The sequence below is a fragment of the Streptomyces sp. NPDC054849 genome (assembly GCF_053610945.1).
In genome coordinates this window covers 143,880-162,243 of sequence record NZ_JBSGZI010000002.1, presented here as the reverse complement: position 1 = coordinate 162,243, position 18,364 = coordinate 143,880, and the positions used below count along the sequence as shown (strand labels likewise).

The 18,364-nt window shown below is 71.7% G+C and carries 16 protein-coding genes and 1 pseudogene; 8 read left to right on the top strand and 9 right to left on the bottom strand.

Annotation, left to right across the window (positions count from 1 at the left end; all coding sequences use genetic code 11):
• Positions 1-47: 47 nt before the first annotated feature.
• The 6 genes from ACWGIF_RS02120 to ACWGIF_RS02095 form a co-directional block, all read right to left on the bottom strand.
• The gene (locus tag ACWGIF_RS02120; RefSeq protein WP_453489622.1) at positions 48-596 is read right to left on the bottom strand and encodes a hypothetical protein; all 549 of its coding nucleotides are present in this window, start codon (positions 594-596) and stop codon (positions 48-50) included.
• A gap of 215 nt (positions 597-811) precedes the next feature.
• On the bottom strand, positions 812-1,570 hold the full coding sequence (locus ACWGIF_RS02115; RefSeq protein ID WP_453489619.1) for a succinate dehydrogenase iron-sulfur subunit: 759 nt from the start codon (positions 1,568-1,570) through the stop codon (positions 812-814).
• Positions 1,570-3,324, bottom strand: coding sequence for a succinate dehydrogenase flavoprotein subunit (gene sdhA, locus ACWGIF_RS02110; RefSeq protein WP_453489616.1), 1,755 nt, complete (start codon positions 3,322-3,324; stop codon positions 1,570-1,572). Before sdhA ends, ACWGIF_RS02115 begins: the two co-directional genes overlap by 1 nt.
• 23 nt (positions 3,325-3,347) lie before the next feature.
• Positions 3,348-3,848: a succinate dehydrogenase hydrophobic membrane anchor subunit gene (locus ACWGIF_RS02105; protein WP_453489613.1), complete on the bottom strand. Its 501-nt coding sequence runs from the start codon at positions 3,846-3,848 to the stop codon at positions 3,348-3,350.
• 5 nt (positions 3,849-3,853) lie between these two features.
• Positions 3,854-4,234, bottom strand: coding sequence for a succinate dehydrogenase, cytochrome b556 subunit (gene sdhC / locus ACWGIF_RS02100; RefSeq protein WP_326588406.1), 381 nt, complete (start codon positions 4,232-4,234; stop codon positions 3,854-3,856).
• Positions 4,235-4,386: 152 nt separating this feature from the next.
• Positions 4,387-4,941 (bottom strand): 2-oxo-4-hydroxy-4-carboxy-5-ureidoimidazoline decarboxylase, encoded by a 555-nt coding sequence (locus tag ACWGIF_RS02095; protein ID WP_453489719.1) that lies wholly within the window; start codon positions 4,939-4,941, stop codon positions 4,387-4,389.
• Positions 4,942-5,332: 391 nt separating this feature from the next.
• On the opposite strand from ACWGIF_RS02095, the gene ACWGIF_RS02090 reads away from it, so the two are divergent.
• Together ACWGIF_RS02090 and ACWGIF_RS02085 are read left to right on the top strand one after the other, a co-directional pair.
• Positions 5,333-6,085, top strand: a complete 753-nt coding sequence (locus ACWGIF_RS02090) for an RNA polymerase sigma factor (protein ID WP_453489716.1) — start codon at positions 5,333-5,335, stop codon at positions 6,083-6,085.
• A complete protein-coding gene (locus ACWGIF_RS02085; protein ID WP_453489610.1) occupies positions 6,085-7,113 on the top strand; it encodes a hypothetical protein in 1,029 nt (342 codons plus the stop codon). Before ACWGIF_RS02090 ends, ACWGIF_RS02085 begins: the two co-directional genes overlap by 1 nt.
• 345 nt (positions 7,114-7,458) lie before the next feature.
• Here ACWGIF_RS02085 and ACWGIF_RS02080 read toward each other — a convergent pair whose 3' ends face one another.
• On the bottom strand, positions 7,459-8,331 hold the full coding sequence (locus ACWGIF_RS02080; protein WP_453489608.1) for a L,D-transpeptidase family protein: 873 nt from the start codon (positions 8,329-8,331) through the stop codon (positions 7,459-7,461).
• A gap of 179 nt (positions 8,332-8,510) precedes the next feature.
• On the opposite strand from ACWGIF_RS02080, the gene ACWGIF_RS02075 reads away from it, so the two are divergent.
• The gene (locus tag ACWGIF_RS02075) at positions 8,511-10,091 is read left to right on the top strand and encodes an acyl-CoA mutase large subunit family protein (protein WP_453489605.1); all 1,581 of its coding nucleotides are present in this window, start codon (positions 8,511-8,513) and stop codon (positions 10,089-10,091) included.
• A 44-nt stretch (positions 10,092-10,135) separates the two neighbouring features.
• Complete coding sequence (gene leuE, locus ACWGIF_RS02070; RefSeq protein ID WP_453489602.1) at positions 10,136-10,786, top strand: leucine efflux protein LeuE; 651 nt, start codon at positions 10,136-10,138, stop codon at positions 10,784-10,786.
• Positions 10,787-10,870: 84 nt separating this feature from the next.
• On the opposite strand, the gene ACWGIF_RS02065 is transcribed toward leuE, so the two are convergent.
• A complete protein-coding gene (locus ACWGIF_RS02065; protein WP_453489599.1) occupies positions 10,871-12,286 on the bottom strand; it encodes a polysialyltransferase family glycosyltransferase in 1,416 nt (471 codons plus the stop codon).
• Positions 12,286-13,266, bottom strand: a complete 981-nt coding sequence (locus ACWGIF_RS02060; RefSeq protein WP_453489596.1) for a glycosyltransferase family 2 protein — start codon at positions 13,264-13,266, stop codon at positions 12,286-12,288. Before ACWGIF_RS02060 ends, ACWGIF_RS02065 begins: the two co-directional genes overlap by 1 nt.
• A 176-nt stretch (positions 13,267-13,442) precedes the next feature.
• Here ACWGIF_RS02060 and ACWGIF_RS02055 point away from each other — a divergent pair, with 176 nt between their 5' ends.
• From ACWGIF_RS02055 to ACWGIF_RS02040, 4 genes and pseudogenes are all read left to right on the top strand, one after another.
• On the top strand, positions 13,443-15,248 hold the full coding sequence (locus tag ACWGIF_RS02055; protein ID WP_453489593.1) for a DUF6716 putative glycosyltransferase: 1,806 nt from the start codon (positions 13,443-13,445) through the stop codon (positions 15,246-15,248).
• A pseudogene (locus ACWGIF_RS02050) lies at positions 15,245-15,634 on the top strand (acylneuraminate cytidylyltransferase family protein); the annotation flags it as partial. The gene ACWGIF_RS02055 and the pseudogene ACWGIF_RS02050, both read left to right, overlap by 4 nt.
• Positions 15,635-16,042: 408 nt before the next feature.
• Complete coding sequence (locus ACWGIF_RS02045) at positions 16,043-16,954, top strand: N-acetylneuraminate synthase family protein (RefSeq protein ID WP_453489713.1); 912 nt, start codon at positions 16,043-16,045, stop codon at positions 16,952-16,954.
• Between the two features lie 48 nt (positions 16,955-17,002).
• A complete protein-coding gene (locus ACWGIF_RS02040) occupies positions 17,003-18,268 on the top strand; it encodes a hypothetical protein (protein ID WP_453489590.1) in 1,266 nt (421 codons plus the stop codon).
• Positions 18,269-18,364 lie beyond the last annotated feature (96 nt).

The following is an 18,364-nucleotide window of genomic DNA, read 5'->3' as shown; positions in this document are numbered from 1 at the left end:
CGCCCGGCCCTGTGGCCCCCGCCCCCCCACCCGCCCCGGGCGGGCCCTCAGAAGCTCAGCGAGCGCGCGTAGTTGAGCTGGGACATCACCCACGGGTACGTGCTCGCGTCCACCGCCGGGATCATCGTGGAGTGGTGCCGGCCGCCGCTGGTGACCGTGATCTGGATGTAGCCGGTGGTCTTCTTCTCCTTCATCAGGAGGAAGAGCAGGCCGAGCAGGCAGAACAGGAAGAAGATGATCGCGAGCACGATCGCGTGGGGCGGGACCTTCTCCTCGGTGCGCGAGAAGTCGGTCGCGTTCCACATCGCGCCCTTGAGCGGCATCGTGCCCGACGGGGTGATGATCTGGTCCCCCGCGATGGTGATGTCGCCGAGGGACAGTCCCGCCCCGCCGACCGGGGCGGCGGAGTAGTCCATGGGGGCCGGAATGCCCGCGCCGCCGATGGTCGGCTGATAGGCCGGGGCCGCGGGGTAGGGCTGCGGGTAGCCGTAACTGGCCTCTCCCGGCCCCCACTTGTATGCCTCCTGGCCGGGCGTGCCGGGCTGGCCGCCCTGACTGGGGTCACTGGCGTACGGATTCGGCTGCTGCTCGCTCATACGGCCGATCCTTCCACAGGGACCCCCGCCCTGTACCCCGGGTCCCGTACCCCGAGTCCCGTACCCGGGGTCCTGTCCCGGGCCGCGGTGCCGTCGATCCGGCCCGGACCGTTGTCAGCGGGCACGCCTGCTGTCGAAGAGACGGGGGAACGGGCGAGGGCCCCGCCCCCGGGTGAACCGGGTGCGGGGCCCTCGTACGGGCAGGGGCCGGGAGATCAGAAGCGGCGCGTGATCAGCGCACGCTTGACTTCCTGGATCGCCTTCGTGACCTCGATGCCGCGCGGGCACGCGTCGGTGCAGTTGAAGGTCGTGCGGCAGCGCCACACGCCGTCCTTGTCGTTCAGGATCTCCAGCCGCTGCTCGCCGGCCTCGTCACGCGAGTCGAAGATGAAGCGGTGCGCGTTGACGATCGCCGCCGGGCCGAAGTACTGGCCGTCGTTCCAGAACACCGGGCACGAGGACGTGCACGCGGCGCACAGGATGCACTTGGTGGTGTCGTCGAAGCGCTCGCGGTCCTCGGCGGACTGCAGGCGCTCACGCGTCGGCTCGTTGCCCTTGGTGACCAGGAACGGCATGACGTCGCGGTACGCCTGGAAGAAGGGCTCCATGTCGACCACGAGGTCCTTCATCACCGTGAGGCCCTTGATGGCCTCGACGGTGATCGGCTTCTCCGGGTTGATGTCCTTGATCAGCGTCTTGCAGGCGAGCCTGTTCTTGCCGTTGATCCGCATCGCGTCGGAGCCGCAGATGCCGTGCGCGCACGAGCGGCGGAAGGTCAGCGTGCCGTCGAGGTCCCACTTGATCTTGTGGAGACCGTCGAGCACGCGCTCCTTCGGGTCGATCTCGACCTGGAAGTCCTGCCAGGTCGACTCCTCCGAGATCTCCGGGTTGAAGCGGCGGATCCGGAAGGTGACCGTGATGAACGGCGAGGCGGCGGACGCCGCCTCCATCTTGTCCAGGGTGGGGGTGGCCATCAGTACTTACGCTCCATCGGCTGGTAGCGGGTGACGACGACGGGCTTGTAGTCCAGCCGGACGGAGTCCTTGCCGTCGTCGCCGACCTCGCGGTACGCCATGGTGTGGCGCATGAAGTTGACGTCGTCGCGGTTCGGGTAGTCCTCGCGGTAGTGACCGCCGCGGGACTCCTTGCGCGCCAGCGCGGACACGGCCATGACCTCGGCCAGGTCGAGCAGGTTGCCCAGCTCGATGGCCTCCAGCAGGTCCGTGTTGAAACGCTTGCCCTTGTCCTGGACGGACACGTTCTTGTAGCGCTCGCGCAGCTCCGCGATCTTCTCGACCGCGGTCTTGATGGTCTGCTCCGTACGGAACACCATCACGCACGCGTCCATCGTCTCCTGGAGCTCGAGACGCAGTTCGGCGACCCGCTCGTTGCCGGTGGAGTTGCGCAGGTGCTCGACCAGGTCGACGACCTGCTGCGCCGGGTTCTCCGGCAGCTCGACGTAGTCGTTGGCCTGGGCGTACGCGGCGGCCGCGATGCCCGAGCGCTTGCCGAAGACGTTGATGTCCAGCAGCGAGTTGGTGCCCAGGCGGTTCGCGCCGTGCACCGACACGCACGCGACCTCGCCGGCCGCGTACAGGCCCGGGACGACGGTGGTGTTGTCCGCCAGGACCTCACCCTCGACGTTGGTCGGGATGCCGCCCATGGCGTAGTGCGCGGTGGGCTGGATCGGGATCGGGTCCGTGTACGGCTCGATGCCCAGGTACGTGCGCGCGAACTCGGTGATGTCCGGGAGCTTCGCGTCGAGCTGCTCCGGCGGCAGGTGCGTCAGGTCCAGGTACACGTGGTCACCGGCCGGACCGCAGCCGCGGCCCTCACGGATCTCGGTGTAGATGGAGCGCGAGACGACGTCACGGGACGCGAGGTCCTTCATGACCGGCGCGTACTTCTCCATGAAGCGCTCGCCGTCCTTGTTGCGGAGGATGCCGCCCTCACCGCGGGCGCCCTCCGTCAGCAGGATGCCCATGCGCCAGATGCCCGTCGGGTGGAACTGGAAGAACTCCATGTCCTCCAGCGGCAGGCCGCGGCGGTAGCAGGCCGCCTGGCCGTCACCCGTGAGGGTGTGCGCGTTGGAGGTCACCTTGAAGAACTTGCCGGTGCCGCCGGAGGCGTAGATGACGGCCTTCGCCTGGAACACGTGGATCTCGCCGGTGGCGAGCTCGTACGCGACCACACCGGCCGACTTCTTGACGCCGTCCTCCTCGACCAGGAGCTGGTCCAGGACGTAGAACTCGTTGAAGAACTCCACGCCCTCCTTGACGCAGTTCTGGTACAGCGTCTGGAGGATCATGTGACCGGTGCGGTCCGCGGCGTAGCAGGACCGGCGGACCGGCGCCTCGCCGTGGTTGCGCGAGTGGCCGCCGAAGCGGCGCTGGTCGATGGTGCCGTCCGGGGTGCGGTTGAACGGCAGGCCCATCTTCTCAAGGTCGAGGACCGCGTCGATGGCCTCCTTCGCCAGGATCTCGGCGGCGTCCTGGTCGACCAGGTAGTCACCGCCCTTGACCGTGTCGAAGGTGTGCCACTCCCAGTTGTCCTCTTCCACGTTGGCGAGCGCGGCGGCCATGCCGCCCTGCGCGGCGCCCGTGTGGGAGCGGGTCGGGTACAGCTTCGTCAGCACGGCGGTGCGGCTGCGCTTCGTCGACTCGATGGCGGCGCGCATGCCCGCGCCGCCCGCGCCCACGATGACGGTGTCGTACTTGTGGATCTTCATTGGTTTCGCCTCAGCCCCGTTGCCTAGCGGATGTTCGGGTCGAAGGTGAAGATCACCAGCGTGCCCAGAAGGATGGTGAACACCGTGGCGGTGTAGAGCAGGCCCTTCAGCCACAGCCGCGTGTTGGCACGCTCCGCGTAGTCGTTGATGACGGTACGCAGGCCGTTTGCGCCGTGCAGCATGGCCAGCCACAGCATCAGCAGGTCCCAGACCTGCCAGAACGGGGACGCCCAGCGGCCGGCCACGAAGGCGAAGCCGATCTTGGAGACGCCGCCGTCCAGCACCAGCTGGATCAGCAGGTGGCCGATGACGAGGACGACGAGCACGATGCCCGAGAGGCGCATGAAGAGCCACGCGACCATCTCGAAGTTGCCGCGGGTCGAGCGGGGCGTCCTGCCCGTGCGCTTGCGCGGGGCCTCGATGTAGGGCGCGGGGTTGTCGACGTCGTAGAGCGACAGGTCCGATACGGACCCGCCGTCGCCGGCGCCCTTGGTCATGTTGACGGAAGAAGTGTCAGAAGACATGCGTGTCACTTCCCGAACAGTTCAAGGTAGGCGTGGCCCAGTACGGGGTACAGGGCCCCGACCATCAGCACGATCCAGATGCCCACGACCCACCAGAGCATCGTCTTCTGGTGGCGCGGGCCCTTGGACCAGAAGTCCACGGCGATGACACGGAGACCGTTGAGCGCGTGGAACAGGATGGCGGCGACGAGGCCGTACTCCAGCAGCGCGACGATCGGAGTCTTGTAGGTAGCCACGACATCGTCGTACGCCTCGGGGGAGACGCGGACGAGAGCGGTGTCGAGGACGTGTACGAACAGGAAGAAGAAGATGAGGACGCCGGTGACTCGATGAGCCACCCAGGACCACATTCCTTCCCGGCCGCGGTACAACGTTCCAGCCGGCACGGAAAACCCTCCGGAAGCGGGGCGGGGGCCAGCCGGCTTCTTTGTCGGTCGGGCCCGGCCGGGTACGGTCCTCCGGCCCCGGACATCGTAGCGACGCTTTGTCGGTTCCCTTGCGCGGGGGCCATCGGTGTGATCAAACAGGCACGTACGGGCTATCCCACAGGGGCGAATAGCCCGATTTCCGCGCCAGACGGCCCATAGGGGGGCGTCAGCCAGCGTGTCAGATCCCGGAGCCGGGCCTGTGCGACACGGCGCAGCTCGTCCGCGGAGATCGAGCGCTCCTCGTCCACCTCGTGCCCCATCCGCCGCCGGATCGCGGCCAGCAGCTGGTCCGCCTGCTCCTCGGGCGGGTGGCCGTCGAGGCAGATCACGAAGGCGTGGCCGAACTTCCGTTCGTACTCCGCATGGGCCGCGTCGAGCGCCAGCAGCGCCGCGTAGGGCGCCCCGTGGTCCAGTTCCGCCGAGCACTCCGCGGCCAGCGCCTCGGTCAGGTCGGTCTGGGAGAGGTCGTACGAGGCTTCGTCCGCCGCGGCGAGCAAAGCGCCGGGATCGGGGTAGGGGCGGTGTGCGGCCACCCGGTGTGCCCAGCGGCGGCTGCCGCAGCAGCTCAGCAGGGCGGCCCGGGCGACTTCGGGGGACAGGGCGTTGAACCGCGCCAGTCCGGAGCCGTGCGACGGGTCGGAGCCGCCGCGGGCCTGTGCCGGCAGATGGCTGGACAGCGGGGGGCTCCTCGGGGCGCGGCGCGGGTGTGCCGCCACGCTAGCGACGCAGGGCATGGTGTGTCGTAGCGATGTGGGTATTTCACCCGGAAGAGAGCCGAAAGGATGACGTGAGCGCCGTCGGCGGGCATGGTGGGTGGCCCGGGAGGGGGAAGGCGACCGAGGCCGCCACCCCCCACAGGAGAGGCCCCGGCCGCCATCCGTCACGGGCTCGTGCGACAAGCCCGTATCCCTGTCAGCGCCTCGAGTGCGTTTTGTGTCACACCTCGCTCCGCACAGGATTGGTTGCGCGTTGTATCACTCGTGGACGAGAGGTGCTTGAAAGCCGTAACGTGCTGATTTGCGCCACACGTACAGGACAGTGAACGGGTTGGGGACTTTGCTGGGGGACGACGCGGAGCTGACCGCTGTGGTGCTCGCGGCACAGGACGGCGACGAGAACGCGTTCCGTGCTGTGTACCGCGCGGTGCACCCACGCCTGCTCGGTTACGTACGCACGCTCGTCGGAGACGGCGACGCGGAGGACGTGACCTCGGAAGCCTGGCTGCAGATCGCCCGCGACCTCGACTCCTTCACCGGCGACGCCGACCGCTTCCGCGGCTGGGCCGCCCGCATCGCCCGCAACCGGGCCCTCGACCACATCCGCATGCGCGGCCGCCGCCCGGCCATCGGCGGCGACGACACGGAACTGACCGGCTGGGCCGCCGAGTGCGACACCGCCGGCGCGGCGATGGAGTCCCTCTCGACCGGCCGGACCATGGCGCTCATCGCGCAGCTTCCGCAGGACCAGGCCGAGGCCGTCGTCCTGCGGGTCGTGGTCGGGCTGGACGCCAAGAGCGCGGCCGAGACCCTCGGCAAGCGGCCCGGCGCCGTACGGACCGCCGCGCACCGGGGCCTGAAGAAGCTGGCCGAGCTGCTCTGCGCCGAGGGCGCGGAGTCCGGGTTCGGGCCGGACTTGGACACCGGCTCCGAGCCGGCCGGACGGGTCGGCCATAATGCCGATGGCCAGGCGTGGGACGGCGGGGGCGGGAGGGATCTCGACGCCGTACCCGCACAGCGTGGCCGAGGTGGGGGCTTCGTGGAACAAACCGGTGTGACGCATTCACGTTGGCGGACGCAGAAGGACATGTGATGGCCGACGAGCGCAACAGGTGGCTGGACGAAGCCACGGCGGACAGACTGCTGCGCGGTGAACCGGCGGAACCTGCGGGGCCTGCCGCTGACCCGCGTGCCCGAATGCAGGCTGCCCGGCTGCGCGCCGCCCTGGACGCCCTGGAATCCCTGGGAGCCGCGGCTCCGTCCCCGGCCGCGGGCGTGGAACTGCCCGGCGAGGCCGCGGCGGTGGCCGCCTTCCGCGCGGCGCACGGCGCCCCGGGCCCCTCGGCGACGCTGCCCGGCGACGTCCGATCCGGCCAATCCCTCGACGAGCTCGTGGAGATCGGCCGCACCGCCCCCGTACCCGTCGTCCACCGGCGCGGCCGCACCGTGAGCTTCGGCCTGGCCGCCGCCCTGGCGAGCGTCGCCGTCGGCGGCCTGGCCGCCGCGATGGGCGCCGGGCTGCTGGAGCGGTCCCGCCACGACAGCGCGGGACCCGGACCGGCGATGTCCGTCAGCGCCGACGAGACGGCTGCGCCGGGCGTCGGCACCGGAGCCCCGACCCTCACCCCGAAGCTGCTGCCCGCCCTGCCGCCGGACGGCTCGAACACGGCGGCCGCCTCCGGTACGCCGCAGCCGCCCCACGCGGACGGGCGTACGACTCCCGGACCCGGGGCCGACGCCGGGACCTCGGCGGGCACCTCGTCCACCGGTGGCTCGCACAAGGACGGCCAGGACGGGCTGACCGGGGCGGGCGGCAAGGACGGGGAAGGCGAGACCTTCGGGAGCGGCGACGTCGGCAAGGAGCGCGAGCAGAACCGCCTCAAGGCCGTGAGCCTCTGCGAGGGGTACCGGACGGGCCGTCTCGACGACGACCGCCGTGAGCGGCTCTCGCGTCTGGCCGACGGGCTCACCCGCATCCCGGACTACTGCAAGGCGGTGCTGGACGGGAACTCCGACGGGGGCAAGCGCAGCGACTCCCCGCTGCGGGACGGGCCGCTCAGGGCCACCACCCTGGAACGGGCGGTCCCGCAGACCTCGGCGGCCCCGGACGCCGGCCGCTGATCCGTGTGCTGACCCGCCTGTAACACTTTTCGAACCGGTGGCGCAGTACATAGCGAGCCGACTGGTCATCGGCCGCGCATGAGCCGGGGTTCCCCCCGTACCCCTGGGCTCTGCGCAACCGGCGCGGGCGGGGCACGTTCCCCCGGCCCTGCCCGCGCCCTTTACTTCGACCCTCGTCGGCCTGCTGCGCATCCCGACGACCTGCTTCGACCCACGTAGCCCACTGCGACCCACGTAGCCCATTGCGATCCTCGTCGGGCTGCTGCGCACCCCGTCAACCTGCTGCGACCGACATCGGGTGCTTCGACCCTCCCGGGACCGGATCCCGGTCCCGGGCCGCCGGACTCACCAGTAGACGACGACCTTGTCGCCGACCTTCACGTCGTCGAACAGCTTCGACAGCTTGCCCTTGTCCCGGACGTTCACGCAGCCGTGCGAGGCGCCGTTGTAGCCGCGGGCCGCGAAGTCGGCCGAGTAGTGCACCGCCTGGCCGCCGCTGAAGAACATCGCGTAGGGCATCGGCGTGTGGTAGATCGTCGACGTCCAGTCCTTGGCCTTCCAGCCCACGTTGAACACGCCCTCGCGGGTCGGGGTGTTCTCCGAGCCGAAGCGCACGTCCATCGTCGAGATGACCTTGCCGTCGATCATCCAGGCGAGGGTGCGGCTCTCCTTGCTGATGCACATGACCCGGCCCTCCATGCAGCGCGGGTCCGGGGCGTCGACCTCGTTGACCGTCGGCGGGCGCAGCTCGTCGGCGGTGGGCTTCTTGCTGGAGCTCTGGATCTTCTTCCAGGTGGCCTCGTCGACCGAGCCGGTCGCGTTCAGGCCGTGCTTCGACTGGAAGGTCTTGACCGCGGCCGTCGTCTTAGAGCCGTAGAAGCCGGTCGGCGCCACCGTCATCAGCTTCAGCTGCTTCAGACGGGCCTGGAGCTCGCGCACCTGATCGCTGTCGTCGCCGTTGGCCATGATCTGCTTCACCGAGGGCGAAGGAGAGGCCGAGCGGGAGGCCGATGCGGAGGGCGACGCCGACGGCGAGGCCTCGCCGGGCTTGTCGTCGGTGGTCGGGGAGGCTTCGGGGGAGGCGCCCGCCGTGGGCGAAGACGAAGCCGGAGAGGCGGAGCCGGCGGACTCCGTCTTCTGCGGCCCGCAGGCGGTCGCGGCGAGCGCGACGGCGGTTGCCACCCCGATCGTGCGGATTATGAGTCTCTGGCGCTGCATTGCAGTCCCCCGGTTTCTACGTCGTGTATCTAGGTGATGCCTCGCGCGCGTGGAGAGTTGCACAGGGATCCGGGATGTTGCGCCATTGTGACCAGCAACCGTCCGCAGCCTTACGAAGCGACGCGCGGGCAAGGTTGTATCAGCCCCGGGCCCGGTTGCTCTACGGAGGACTTCGTCACATGGCACAGACCGAGAGCGGAATTCCCATCGAACCGGTCTACGGGCCCGGCGATCTGACGGGATGGGACCCGGAGACCGACCTGGGGGCGCCGGGCGACTTCCCCTACACTCGGGGGATTTATCCGAACATGTACACCGGCCGCCCGTGGACGATGCGGCAGTACGCAGGCTTCGGCACGGCCACCGAGTCCAACGCCCGCTACCGGCAGCTCATCGAGGGCGGCGGCACGGGGCTGTCCGTCGCCTTCGACCTGCCGACGCAGATGGGACACGACTCCGACGCGCCGCTCGCGCACGGCGAGGTGGGCAAGGTGGGGGTCGCCGTCGACTCCATCGACGACATGCGGACGCTGTTCGACGGGATCCCCCTGGACCGGGTCTCCACCTCCATGACGATCAACGCCCCCGCCGCGCTGCTCCTGCTGCTGTATCAGCTGGTTGCGGAGGAACAGGGCATCTCGGGCACACAGCTGACGGGGACGATCCAGAACGACGTGCTCAAGGAGTACATCGCGCGCGGCACGTACATCTTCCCGCCCGAGCCCTCGCTCAGGCTGACGGCGGACACCTTCCGCTACTGCCGGGCCGAGATCCCCCGGTGGAACACCATCTCCATCTCCGGCTACCACATGGCCGAGGCGGGGGCCTCGCCCGCGCAGGAGGTGGCCTTCACCCTCGCCGACGGCATCGCCTACGTCCGCACCGCCCTGGCGGCCGGGATGGTGGTCGACGAGTTCGCGCCCCGGCTCTCCTTCTTCTTCGTCGCCCGCACCACCCTTCTGGAGGAGGTCGCGAAGTTCCGCGCGGCCCGGCGGATCTGGGCCCGCGTCATGCAGGAGGAGTTCGGGGCGCGCGATCCGAAGTCGCTGATGCTGCGCTTCCACACCCAGACGGCCGGGGTCCAGCTGACCGCGCAGCAGCCGGAGCTGAACCTCGTACGGGTGGCCGTGCAGGCCCTGGCCGCCGTGCTGGGCGGCACGCAGTCGCTGCACACCAACTCCTTCGACGAGGCGATCGCGCTGCCGACGGAGAAGTCGGCCCGCCTCGCGCTGCGCACCCAGCAGGTCCTCGCGTACGAGACGGACGTGCCGCACACCGTGGACCCCTTCGCCGGGTCCTACGCGGTGGAGCGGATGACGGACGAGCTGGAGGAGCAGGTGCGCGGCCTGATGCGGCGGGTCGAGGAACTGGGCGGGGCGGTGGCCGCGATCGAGGCCGGGTTCCAGAAGGGCGAGATCGAGCGGAACGCCTACCGGATCGCGCAGGAGACCGAGAGCGGGGAGCGGGTGGTGGTCGGCGTCAACCGCTTCGCGCTGGACCGGGAGGAGCGGTACGAGCCGCTGCGCGTGGACAGGGCCATCGAGGCGCGGCAGTGCGCGGCGCTGGCGCGGCTGCGTGAGGAGCGCAACGGCGCGGGGGTGACGGCGGCGCTCGCGGCCCTGCGGGAGGCGGCGGCCGGGACGGCGAATGTGCTCTATCCGATGAAGCAGGCACTGCGGGCCCGGGCCACGGTGGGGGAGGTGTGCGGGGCGCTGCGGGAGGTGTGGGGGACGTACGAGCCGAGCAGTTCCACCTGGTGAAACCCCCGAGTCGACAGGTGCAACCTTATGCGACACTCCTGCGCATGCTGGGTGTGACCGATCTTCCGACGTATCTCGCCGGCCTGGTGCTGATCATTCTGCTGCCGGGCCCGAACTCGCTCTACGTGCTGTCCGTCGCCGCCCGTCGCGGGGTGCGCACCGGATACAAGGCCGCCGCTGGGGTGTTCACCGGCGACGCCGTGCTGATGCTGCTGACCGCCGTGGGCGCCGGGGCGCTGCTCCGCGCGAGCCCGCTCGTCTTCACCGTGGTGAAGTTCCTCGGTGCCGGGTACCTGGCCTGGCTGGCCGTCGGGATGATGCGGGGCGCGTGGGCGCTGTGGCGCACGCGTAGGGAGCGGGACGAGGCGCGGGCCGCGGGCGCCGCCGACCCGGCCGAGAACGAGCGGCCCTACCGGCGTGCCTTGCTGATCAGTCTCCTCAACCCGAAGGCCATCCTCTTCCTGATGTCCTTCTTCGTGCAGTTCGTGGACCCGTCCTACGCCTACCCGGCGCTGTCGTTCCTGGTCCTCGGCGGGCTGCTGCAGACCGGCAGCTTCCTCTACCTGACGCTGCTGATATTCGGCGGCACCCGCCTCTCGGAGGCCTTCCGCCGCCGCAAGCGGCTGTCGGCCGGGGCGACCTCGGCGGCCGGCGTGCTGTTCCTGGGCTTCGCGGCCAAGCTCGCCGTCAGCTGAGGACATCGGCTGAGACCCCTCGACTGACGCCCCTCGACTGAGGCCCCTCGGCTATGTGCTCAGCCGATGCCTCACCCGATGCCCTCAGCTGACCACCCGGCGCAGCCAGCCCATCCGCCGCACGGCCCGGCGCACCGCCCGGCTGCGCGGCAGGAACGAGAGCCGGGCCGGGATGCCGCCCGGCAGGCCCAGGGAGGTCAGCCGGTGGCGGGTGAAGTACCGCCAGGTGCGGGGGGTCAGGTGCCGGGTGAGGTAGACCTCGGCCGCCGGCCGGTGCGCGGCCAGGATCCGGGGCTGCATCGTGAACCCGACCGCGGTGAGCAGCCCGGCGGTCTCCGCCCGGACCTGTCCGGGGGCCGGGGGAGTCCAGGCCCGGACCGCCTCCGCGTCGGCGAGGTCCGGGAGCAGGGCGTCGACCAGTGCCAGCGGGACGCGGTTGCTGTTCGGGTACGGGGTCAGGCGGGCCAGGACCGCTTCCGTGCCGGTGCGGGCCACCGGCAGCCCGTAGAGCGTGGCGGCGGTGAGCAGACCGGTGGAGAAGCAGCCGACGACCAGCGCCGGGCGCAGCCGCTGGTAGAGGGTCTCGGCCAGTACCGGGGCGGCGATCACGGTCAGACGGGCGCCGAGCCGCGCGGCCTCCTCCTGCGCCCGGCGGGCGTACGCGGCCGGGGCGCCCGGGTGCGGCTTGAAGACCAGCTCCCGGTGGCCCAGGGCGTGCGCGCCGCGGACCATCGACGCGTGCAGCTCCTCCTCCTCGGCCAGGCTCATCAGGTCGAGCGCCGACAGGTACTGGCCGAGGAGGAGGGCGGGGGACTGCGCCGGCTCCGGTCCGGACGCGGCGGGCTCGGCGGCTCGCCGGGCTCCGGCGGCCTCGGTGAGACCGGCGGCCTCGGTGAAGTCGGCCGCTTTGGTGGCGTCGGCGAGCTCGGCGAGGACCTTGAGGAACGGCTCCGCCGGAACCAGCTCCACCCTTACCCCGAACTCCGTCAGCAGCAGTGGCTCCAGCCCCGGCACCAGGTCCAGGTGCAGCACCCGCCGCACCCGCATGCCGAGCTGCGGATCGAGCCGGAAGCGGGTGGGTCCGTAACTCATGAGCCCGTCGGCGTAGACGTCGACCGCCGCGCCCGGGAAGAGCCGGCACAGGGTCTGCGCCGGCGGCACCTGCAGGGACTCCACGATCAGCTCGACGCGGTCCTCGCCGAGACCCCACAGCGTGCGCAGCTGCCGTTCCCAGATCGGGACGTCCTCGGCGCGCGGGGCCCAGGTGCTCGGGTGCTGGGGCTCGATGAACCGGTTCCAGTCGAGCACCTCGTCGAAGCGGGTGCGCAGGGCGGCGAAGCCCGGCATGACCGCGAGCCCGGGGGTGACCTCGGCGGTGACGGCGTGGTTGCTGGTCAGCAGGATCCGGCGGCCGGCGGGCGGGAAGCCGTCCGCGTCGATGCCCGCCGCGAGCGTGGCCGCACCGTAGAGCGTGGACGCCAGGAAGATCTGCGTGGGCATCAGGCGGTCGCTCCCGACGGGGTACGGCGGCTGCCGCGCAGGCGGCGCAACACGGTGGAGCGTTCGATGTCCATCGAATCCAGCACGTGGTCCAGCACGCCCCCCGGCATGCGCCCGAGCGCAGCCGCGCTCATCGAGCGGAGTCTCCCGGCCACGGCCGGTTCGAACCTTTCGATGGATCCGAAATGGTGCGCGATGATTGCACAGTACGAACGGACGGCCTTAGGGAGCAGCAGTTCGGATTCCCGGTCGGCGATGACGTCCGACAACACTTGATCGAATGCGCGGATGAAATCGAGCTGCCGTTCGTCCCCGATCTGCGTCAACGAGGTGGAAACCCCGCGTCGGTAGAAGATTCCGGGCAGTCCGACCGCGGCGAAGGAGCGCGCCTCCCGGTGCAGCCGCCAGATCCACGGCCGGTCCTCCGCCGTCCGCAGCCCGTCGGTGAAGTGCAGCAGCCCGCGGTCCAGCAGCCGACGGTGGTACATGCCGGCCCAGGCGTACGGATAGTCCACCGAGGTGGCCCGGTCGGCGGGCAGGATCGCGGTGCGCGGGTCGGCGACCACCGACTGGGGACCGAAGGGGACGCGCTGCACGCTCCGCGACCGGCCGGTGCACCGCACATGGTCCGTGCGGACGAAATCGCAGTTCAAAGCCTCTATGGCGGCCAGTACCCGGGCCAGGTGGCCGGGGGCGAGCCAGTCGTCCCCGTCCACGAAGGCCAGGTACTCGCCGCGCGCCGCGTCCAGACCGGTGTTCCGTGCCGTGGCCAGGCCGCCGTTCTGCTCGCGTCTGAGGTGCACCGCCCCGGGCAGCTCGCGCGCCGCCCGCTCCAGCAGGTCGGGCGTCCCGTCCGTCGAACGGTCGTCGACGAGCAGGAACTCGAAATCCTCCCGTGCGTTGACTTCGAGACTTCTCAGGGCATCCGGTGCGTATGTCTGCACGTTGTAGAACGGCACGACAACAGAGAGCTTGGGCACCCGCGAGACATTAGGGTGCCGCCCGGCATTCACTGTGGCCGGGATGGGGATTTCTTGTGAACGGCGCGGGGCGGGCGAGTTAACCCGTACGCTTTCGCATTCCATCGACGCGTTGTTAACCCGCTGTTGTGCGCTCGTTGGGCCGATCACCGAAATTGCGGAATAGCTTCTGCCGCGTGCCAGAACGCAAACGCGTCGCCGTGCTCGCCGATTCCGATACGCGATGGAAATGGGGCGCACTCACCGCCCGCCGTCTCGTGCCCGACCACCAGCTCACCGGATACCTGCTGCGCGGCCGCGCCACCCCCACCGCGCGCCAGCTCGGCGAGGTGGGCGTGCGGGCCGACCTGCTGTCCGAGGTGACCTGCGCCGGGTTCCTCGCCGAGATCGAGCGCGAGCGCTACGACGTCGTCGTCCTCGCCCTCGTCGGCGGGGCCGTCCAGGCCGTCCTGCACGGGGCCCGCGCCCTGTGGCCCGCCCCGGCGCAACGGCCCGTACTCGTCACCGGTTATGTGGGCGTCGTCTACGAGAAGCTCGCCGACGGGCTGCTGCTGCGGCACGGGGCCGACCTCGTCCTCGCCAACTCCCGGCACGACGCGGAGCGTTTCCGCGCCGTGTACGAAGGGGTGGGCGCGGACGCCGGCGCCGTCACCGAGACCGCGCTGCCCTTCCTCGGCGGGGCGCGGTACGAGCCGGTCGGGAACCGGGCCCTCACGGTGGTCTTCGCCGTGCAGCCCTCCGTACCCGACAGCCGCGCCGACCGCGCCTACCTGCTGGAGCGGGCGGCCCGGCACGCGCGACTGCACCCGGAGCGCGAGGTGCTCGTCAAACTGCGCAGCAAGCCCGGGGAGCACACCACGCACCTGGAGGAGCAGCCCTACCAGCGGCTCGCGGAGCGGCTTCCCGGTGGACTGCCCGCCAACTGCCGTCTGGTGTACGGGAACATGGGCGAGGTGCTGGACGGCACCGACCTGCTGGTCACCGTCTCGTCCACCGCCGCCCTGGAGTCCCTGCACCGGTCCATCCCGACGGCGGTGCTCACCGACCTCGGCATCCGCGAGGCCCTCGGCAACCACCACTTCCTGGGCTCCGGCTGCCTGGCCTCGTGGGACCAGCTCGACGCGGGTCTCCTCCCGGAAGGGGATGCGGACTGGCTCGCTTCGCAGGGAGTCCGCCCCCCGCCCACCCCGGCTGCGCCGAGTTCCGCCGGTCCGGCTGCGCCGGGTTCCGCCGGGCCGGCTGCGCCGGGTCCGGTCACTCCGGCTGCGCCGAGTTCCGCCACCCCGGCTGCGCCGAGGCCTACCGCCCCGGTCCCGGCTGAGGCGACGACCCCCGCGCGGGGTGGCGCCGCGCAGGGCCCGGCTGCGGCCGGGGCCGCCGCCCATGGGTGGGGGAACCCGCTGACGGCTGCGTCCCGCCCGGGGCCCGAAGTCCACGGCCCGGCCGGACCGGCGCCCGCCGCGCCGAGCTTTGGCGCGCGTCGGCCGGCCGGGGCGGGCTCGGCCACAGCGGCGAGTGCAGCGCAGGCGCCCAGACCGCCGGGTCCGGCCGGGGCGGCGCTCGCTGCTCACAGCGCGACCGCGCCCCGGCTGCCGGCCACGGCCGTCGTGCCTGCTGCGCCTGCTGTGGCCACTGCGCCCGCCGTACCTGCCGTGGCCGCCGCGCCTGCCGGGCCCGCCGTAGGTGACGATCCCTACGCCCTCGCCCGGGCCAAGGTCGCCGGGCTGCTGGCCGTGGCCCGGCTGCCCTCGCCCGCGCCGTACTACACGCTCACCACCGCCCCCGGGTACCTGCCCGGGATCCTCGCCCGGCATCACCTGGCGCCCGACGGCACCCCGCTGCCCGGCGCGGTGCGCGGGGCGGCCGGGGAGTCGCGGCTGCGCCGCCGGCTCCGTGCCCACCTGCGCGAGGCGGCCCGTGGTGCGTACCGGCACGGTGTGCAGCGCGTGGCCCCGGTGATCCGCAGGCTGGGGGAGCTGTGAGGGTCCTCGCGGTGATCCCGGCCCGCGGCGGCTCCAAGGGAGTCCCCGGCAAGAATCTCGCCGAGGTCGCCGGCACCCCGCTCGTCACCCGCGCCGTCCTCGCCTGCCGCGCCGCGCCCACCGTCACCGACGTGGTCGTCTCCACCGACGCCGCGGGGATCGCCGCCGCCGCCCGCTCCGCCGGCGCCGCCGTGATCGCCCGCCCCGCCGCGATCTCCGGCGACACCGCGAGCAGCGAGGCCGCGCTCCTGCACGCGCTCGACACCTTCGAGGAACTGCACTCCCTCACCGTGGACGTGGTCCTCCTCGTCCAGTGCACCAGCCCCTTCATCAGCGCCTCCGACGTCGAATCGGTCGCCGCCGCCGTCGCCTCCGGCGCGGCCGACTCGGCCCTGACCGTGGCGCCCTTCCACGGTTTCCTCTGGCGGGACGGGGCCGACGGCTCCGGGAACGGGGTCAACCACGCCCCGTCGTGCCGCCCCCGGCGCCAGGACCGGCCGCAGGACCTGCTGGAGACCGGGGCCGCCTACGCCATGGACGCCGCCGGCTTCCGCACCGCGCGCCACCGGTTCTTCGGCCGCACCCTGCCCGTCGCCACCGACCCCTCGCGGGTCCTGGAGGTCGACGACCCGCACGACCTGGCCCGCGCCCAGCTGCTCGCCCCCCTGCTCGACCCGCGCGCCGACACAGACCCCGTCGCACACCCCGCCCCACATCCCGCCCCACGCCCGGCCCCCCACCCCGACCCGCAGCCCGCATCCCGCACACCCCCGCACCGAAGGACGCCCCCTGCCATGACGACCTCCACTCCCGACTCGCGCCTGCGCACCCTCGGATCGCGCACCGCGGGCCCCGGCCGCCCCGTCTACGTCGTCGGCGAGATCGGCATCAACCACAACGGCGACCTCGGCACCGCCTTCGCGCTCATCGACGCCGCCGCCGAAGCCGGCTGCGACGCCGTGAAGTTCCAGAAGCGCACCCCGGAGATCTGCACCCCGCGCGACCAGTGGGACGTCGAACGCGACACCCCGTGGGGCCGGATGACCTACATCGACTACCGCCACAAGGTCGAGTTCGGCGAGGCCGAGTACCGCGCCATCGACGACCACTGCGCCAAGCGCGGCATCGACTGGTTCGCCTCCCCGTGGGACACCGAGGCGGTCGCCTTCCTGGAGAAGTTCGACGTCCCCGCCCACAAGGTGGCCTCTGCCTCCCTCACCGACGACGAGCTGCTGCGCGCGCTGCGAGCCACCGGCCGCACGGTCGTGCTGTCCACCGGGATGTCCACCCCGCAGCAGATCCGCCACGCCGTGGAGGTACTCGGCAGCGCCAACATCCTTCTCTGCCACGCCACTTCGACGTACCCGGCCAAGGCCGAGGAACTCAACCTGCGCGTGATCAACACCCTTCGGGAGGAGTACCCCAACGTCCCGATCGGCTACTCCGGCCACGAGACGGGCCTGCAGACCACCCTGGCCGCCGTCGCCCTCGGCGCCGCCTTCGTCGAGCGGCACATCACCCTCGACCGCGCGATGTGGGGCTCCGACCAGGCCGCCTCCGTCGAGCCCGGCGGCCTCGCCCGCCTGGTCCGCGACATCCGCACCATCGAGACCGCCCTCGGCGACGGGGTCAAGCGGGTCTACGAGTCCGAGCTGGGCCCCATGAGGAAGCTCCGCCGCGTCCGGGGCGAGCTGGCAGCCGTCTGACCTCCGGCCCGGCGCATACGCGTTCCGCCCACCGACTAGGAGTACGTGGTGACCCCCTCCGCCTCCACCCTGGCGTTCGTCGAGAGCCCGGTCCAACTCCTGAACGTGCTGGAGTGGGCGTATGCGCCGGGCACCCCGGCGGACCCCCGCCCCGAGGGGCCGCGTCTGGACGGTGTCCCCAGCCAGCGGGTCCGCCGCCCCGGCGGGACGGAGCCCGGCCCGGCAGCAGCCGCAACCCCGCCCCCGGCTGCAGCCCCGGCAGCGGCCGCAGCCCCGCCCCCGGCAGCAGCTCCCGCTCCCGCCCCCGGCCCCCGTCCGGCGGGCGATGTGCCGCCCCTGAGGATCGTCGTCCTGCCGCCCACCGACCCGATGTCCCGCGGCCAGCTGCGCCGGATGGCCGCGCTGGCCCGGGACGAGGGGTACGAGGTCCGGTGGCAGGAGGCGCGCGGCAGCCGGTTCGCGCCGCTGAAGGCGCTCGCCGCGCTGGCGCGCGACGTGCGCGCGGCGCGCACGGTCGTCGTCGGCGACCCCTTCTCACGCTACGTCCAGCTGCTGCTCACCCTCGTGCGCGCCGAGCAGCTCGTGGTGGTCGACGACGGGACCGCCACCATGGAGTTCGTCGCCCAGACCGCCCGCGGCGAACGCCTCGTGCGCTGGCACCGGGTCGGCGGCGGAGGGCTGCCCGGACGCGTCCGCGAGCTGGCGTACGCGCCCGTCTCGGCGACCGCGCGCCGCCGCTTCACCCCGGCCGCACGTTCCGGCCGCAGCATCGAGGTGTTCAGCTCGATGCCCGTCACCGCCCACGGCACCGGGATGACGCTGCGGGTCAACGACTTCGCCTGGACCCGCGCACGCTTCGGCCCGCCCCGCCTGACCAAGGGCACCGACCTGGTCGGCACCTCGCTGGTGGAGACCGGCGTGGTGGACCCGGCCCGCTATCTGGAGGCGGTGCGCGCGCTCACCCTGGAGCACGGTGCGACCCGCTACTTCGCGCACCGCCGCGAGTCCCCCGAGAAGCTGCGCGCGCTGAGCCGGGCGACCGGGCTGGAGATCGTCCGCCCGGACCTGCCGCTGGAGCTGATCGCCCGGCGAGGTCCGGTCGGCGCAACGATCGTCAGCTTTCCGTCCACGGTCGTCCACACGCTGCCCTACGCACTGACCGGTACCGGTGTGACGGTCGCCATATGCGATGTCGACCCCGCCTGGCTGACCGGGTCCGCCTCCGCGCGCGCCCGCAGCTTCCTTGCCGGAGTCAGCGACACCGCCCGTGATGTGCGCAGACTGCCCGCTCAGGCGGCTCCTACGGCCGGATGAGCGCGCGAGTTTACCCCCCAGAGCACCCGGTCATGCGCCAGAGGCCGGGTTTCTTTCCCCTAACGGCATGAACTTTTGCTGATCCCCGGCCAGTTG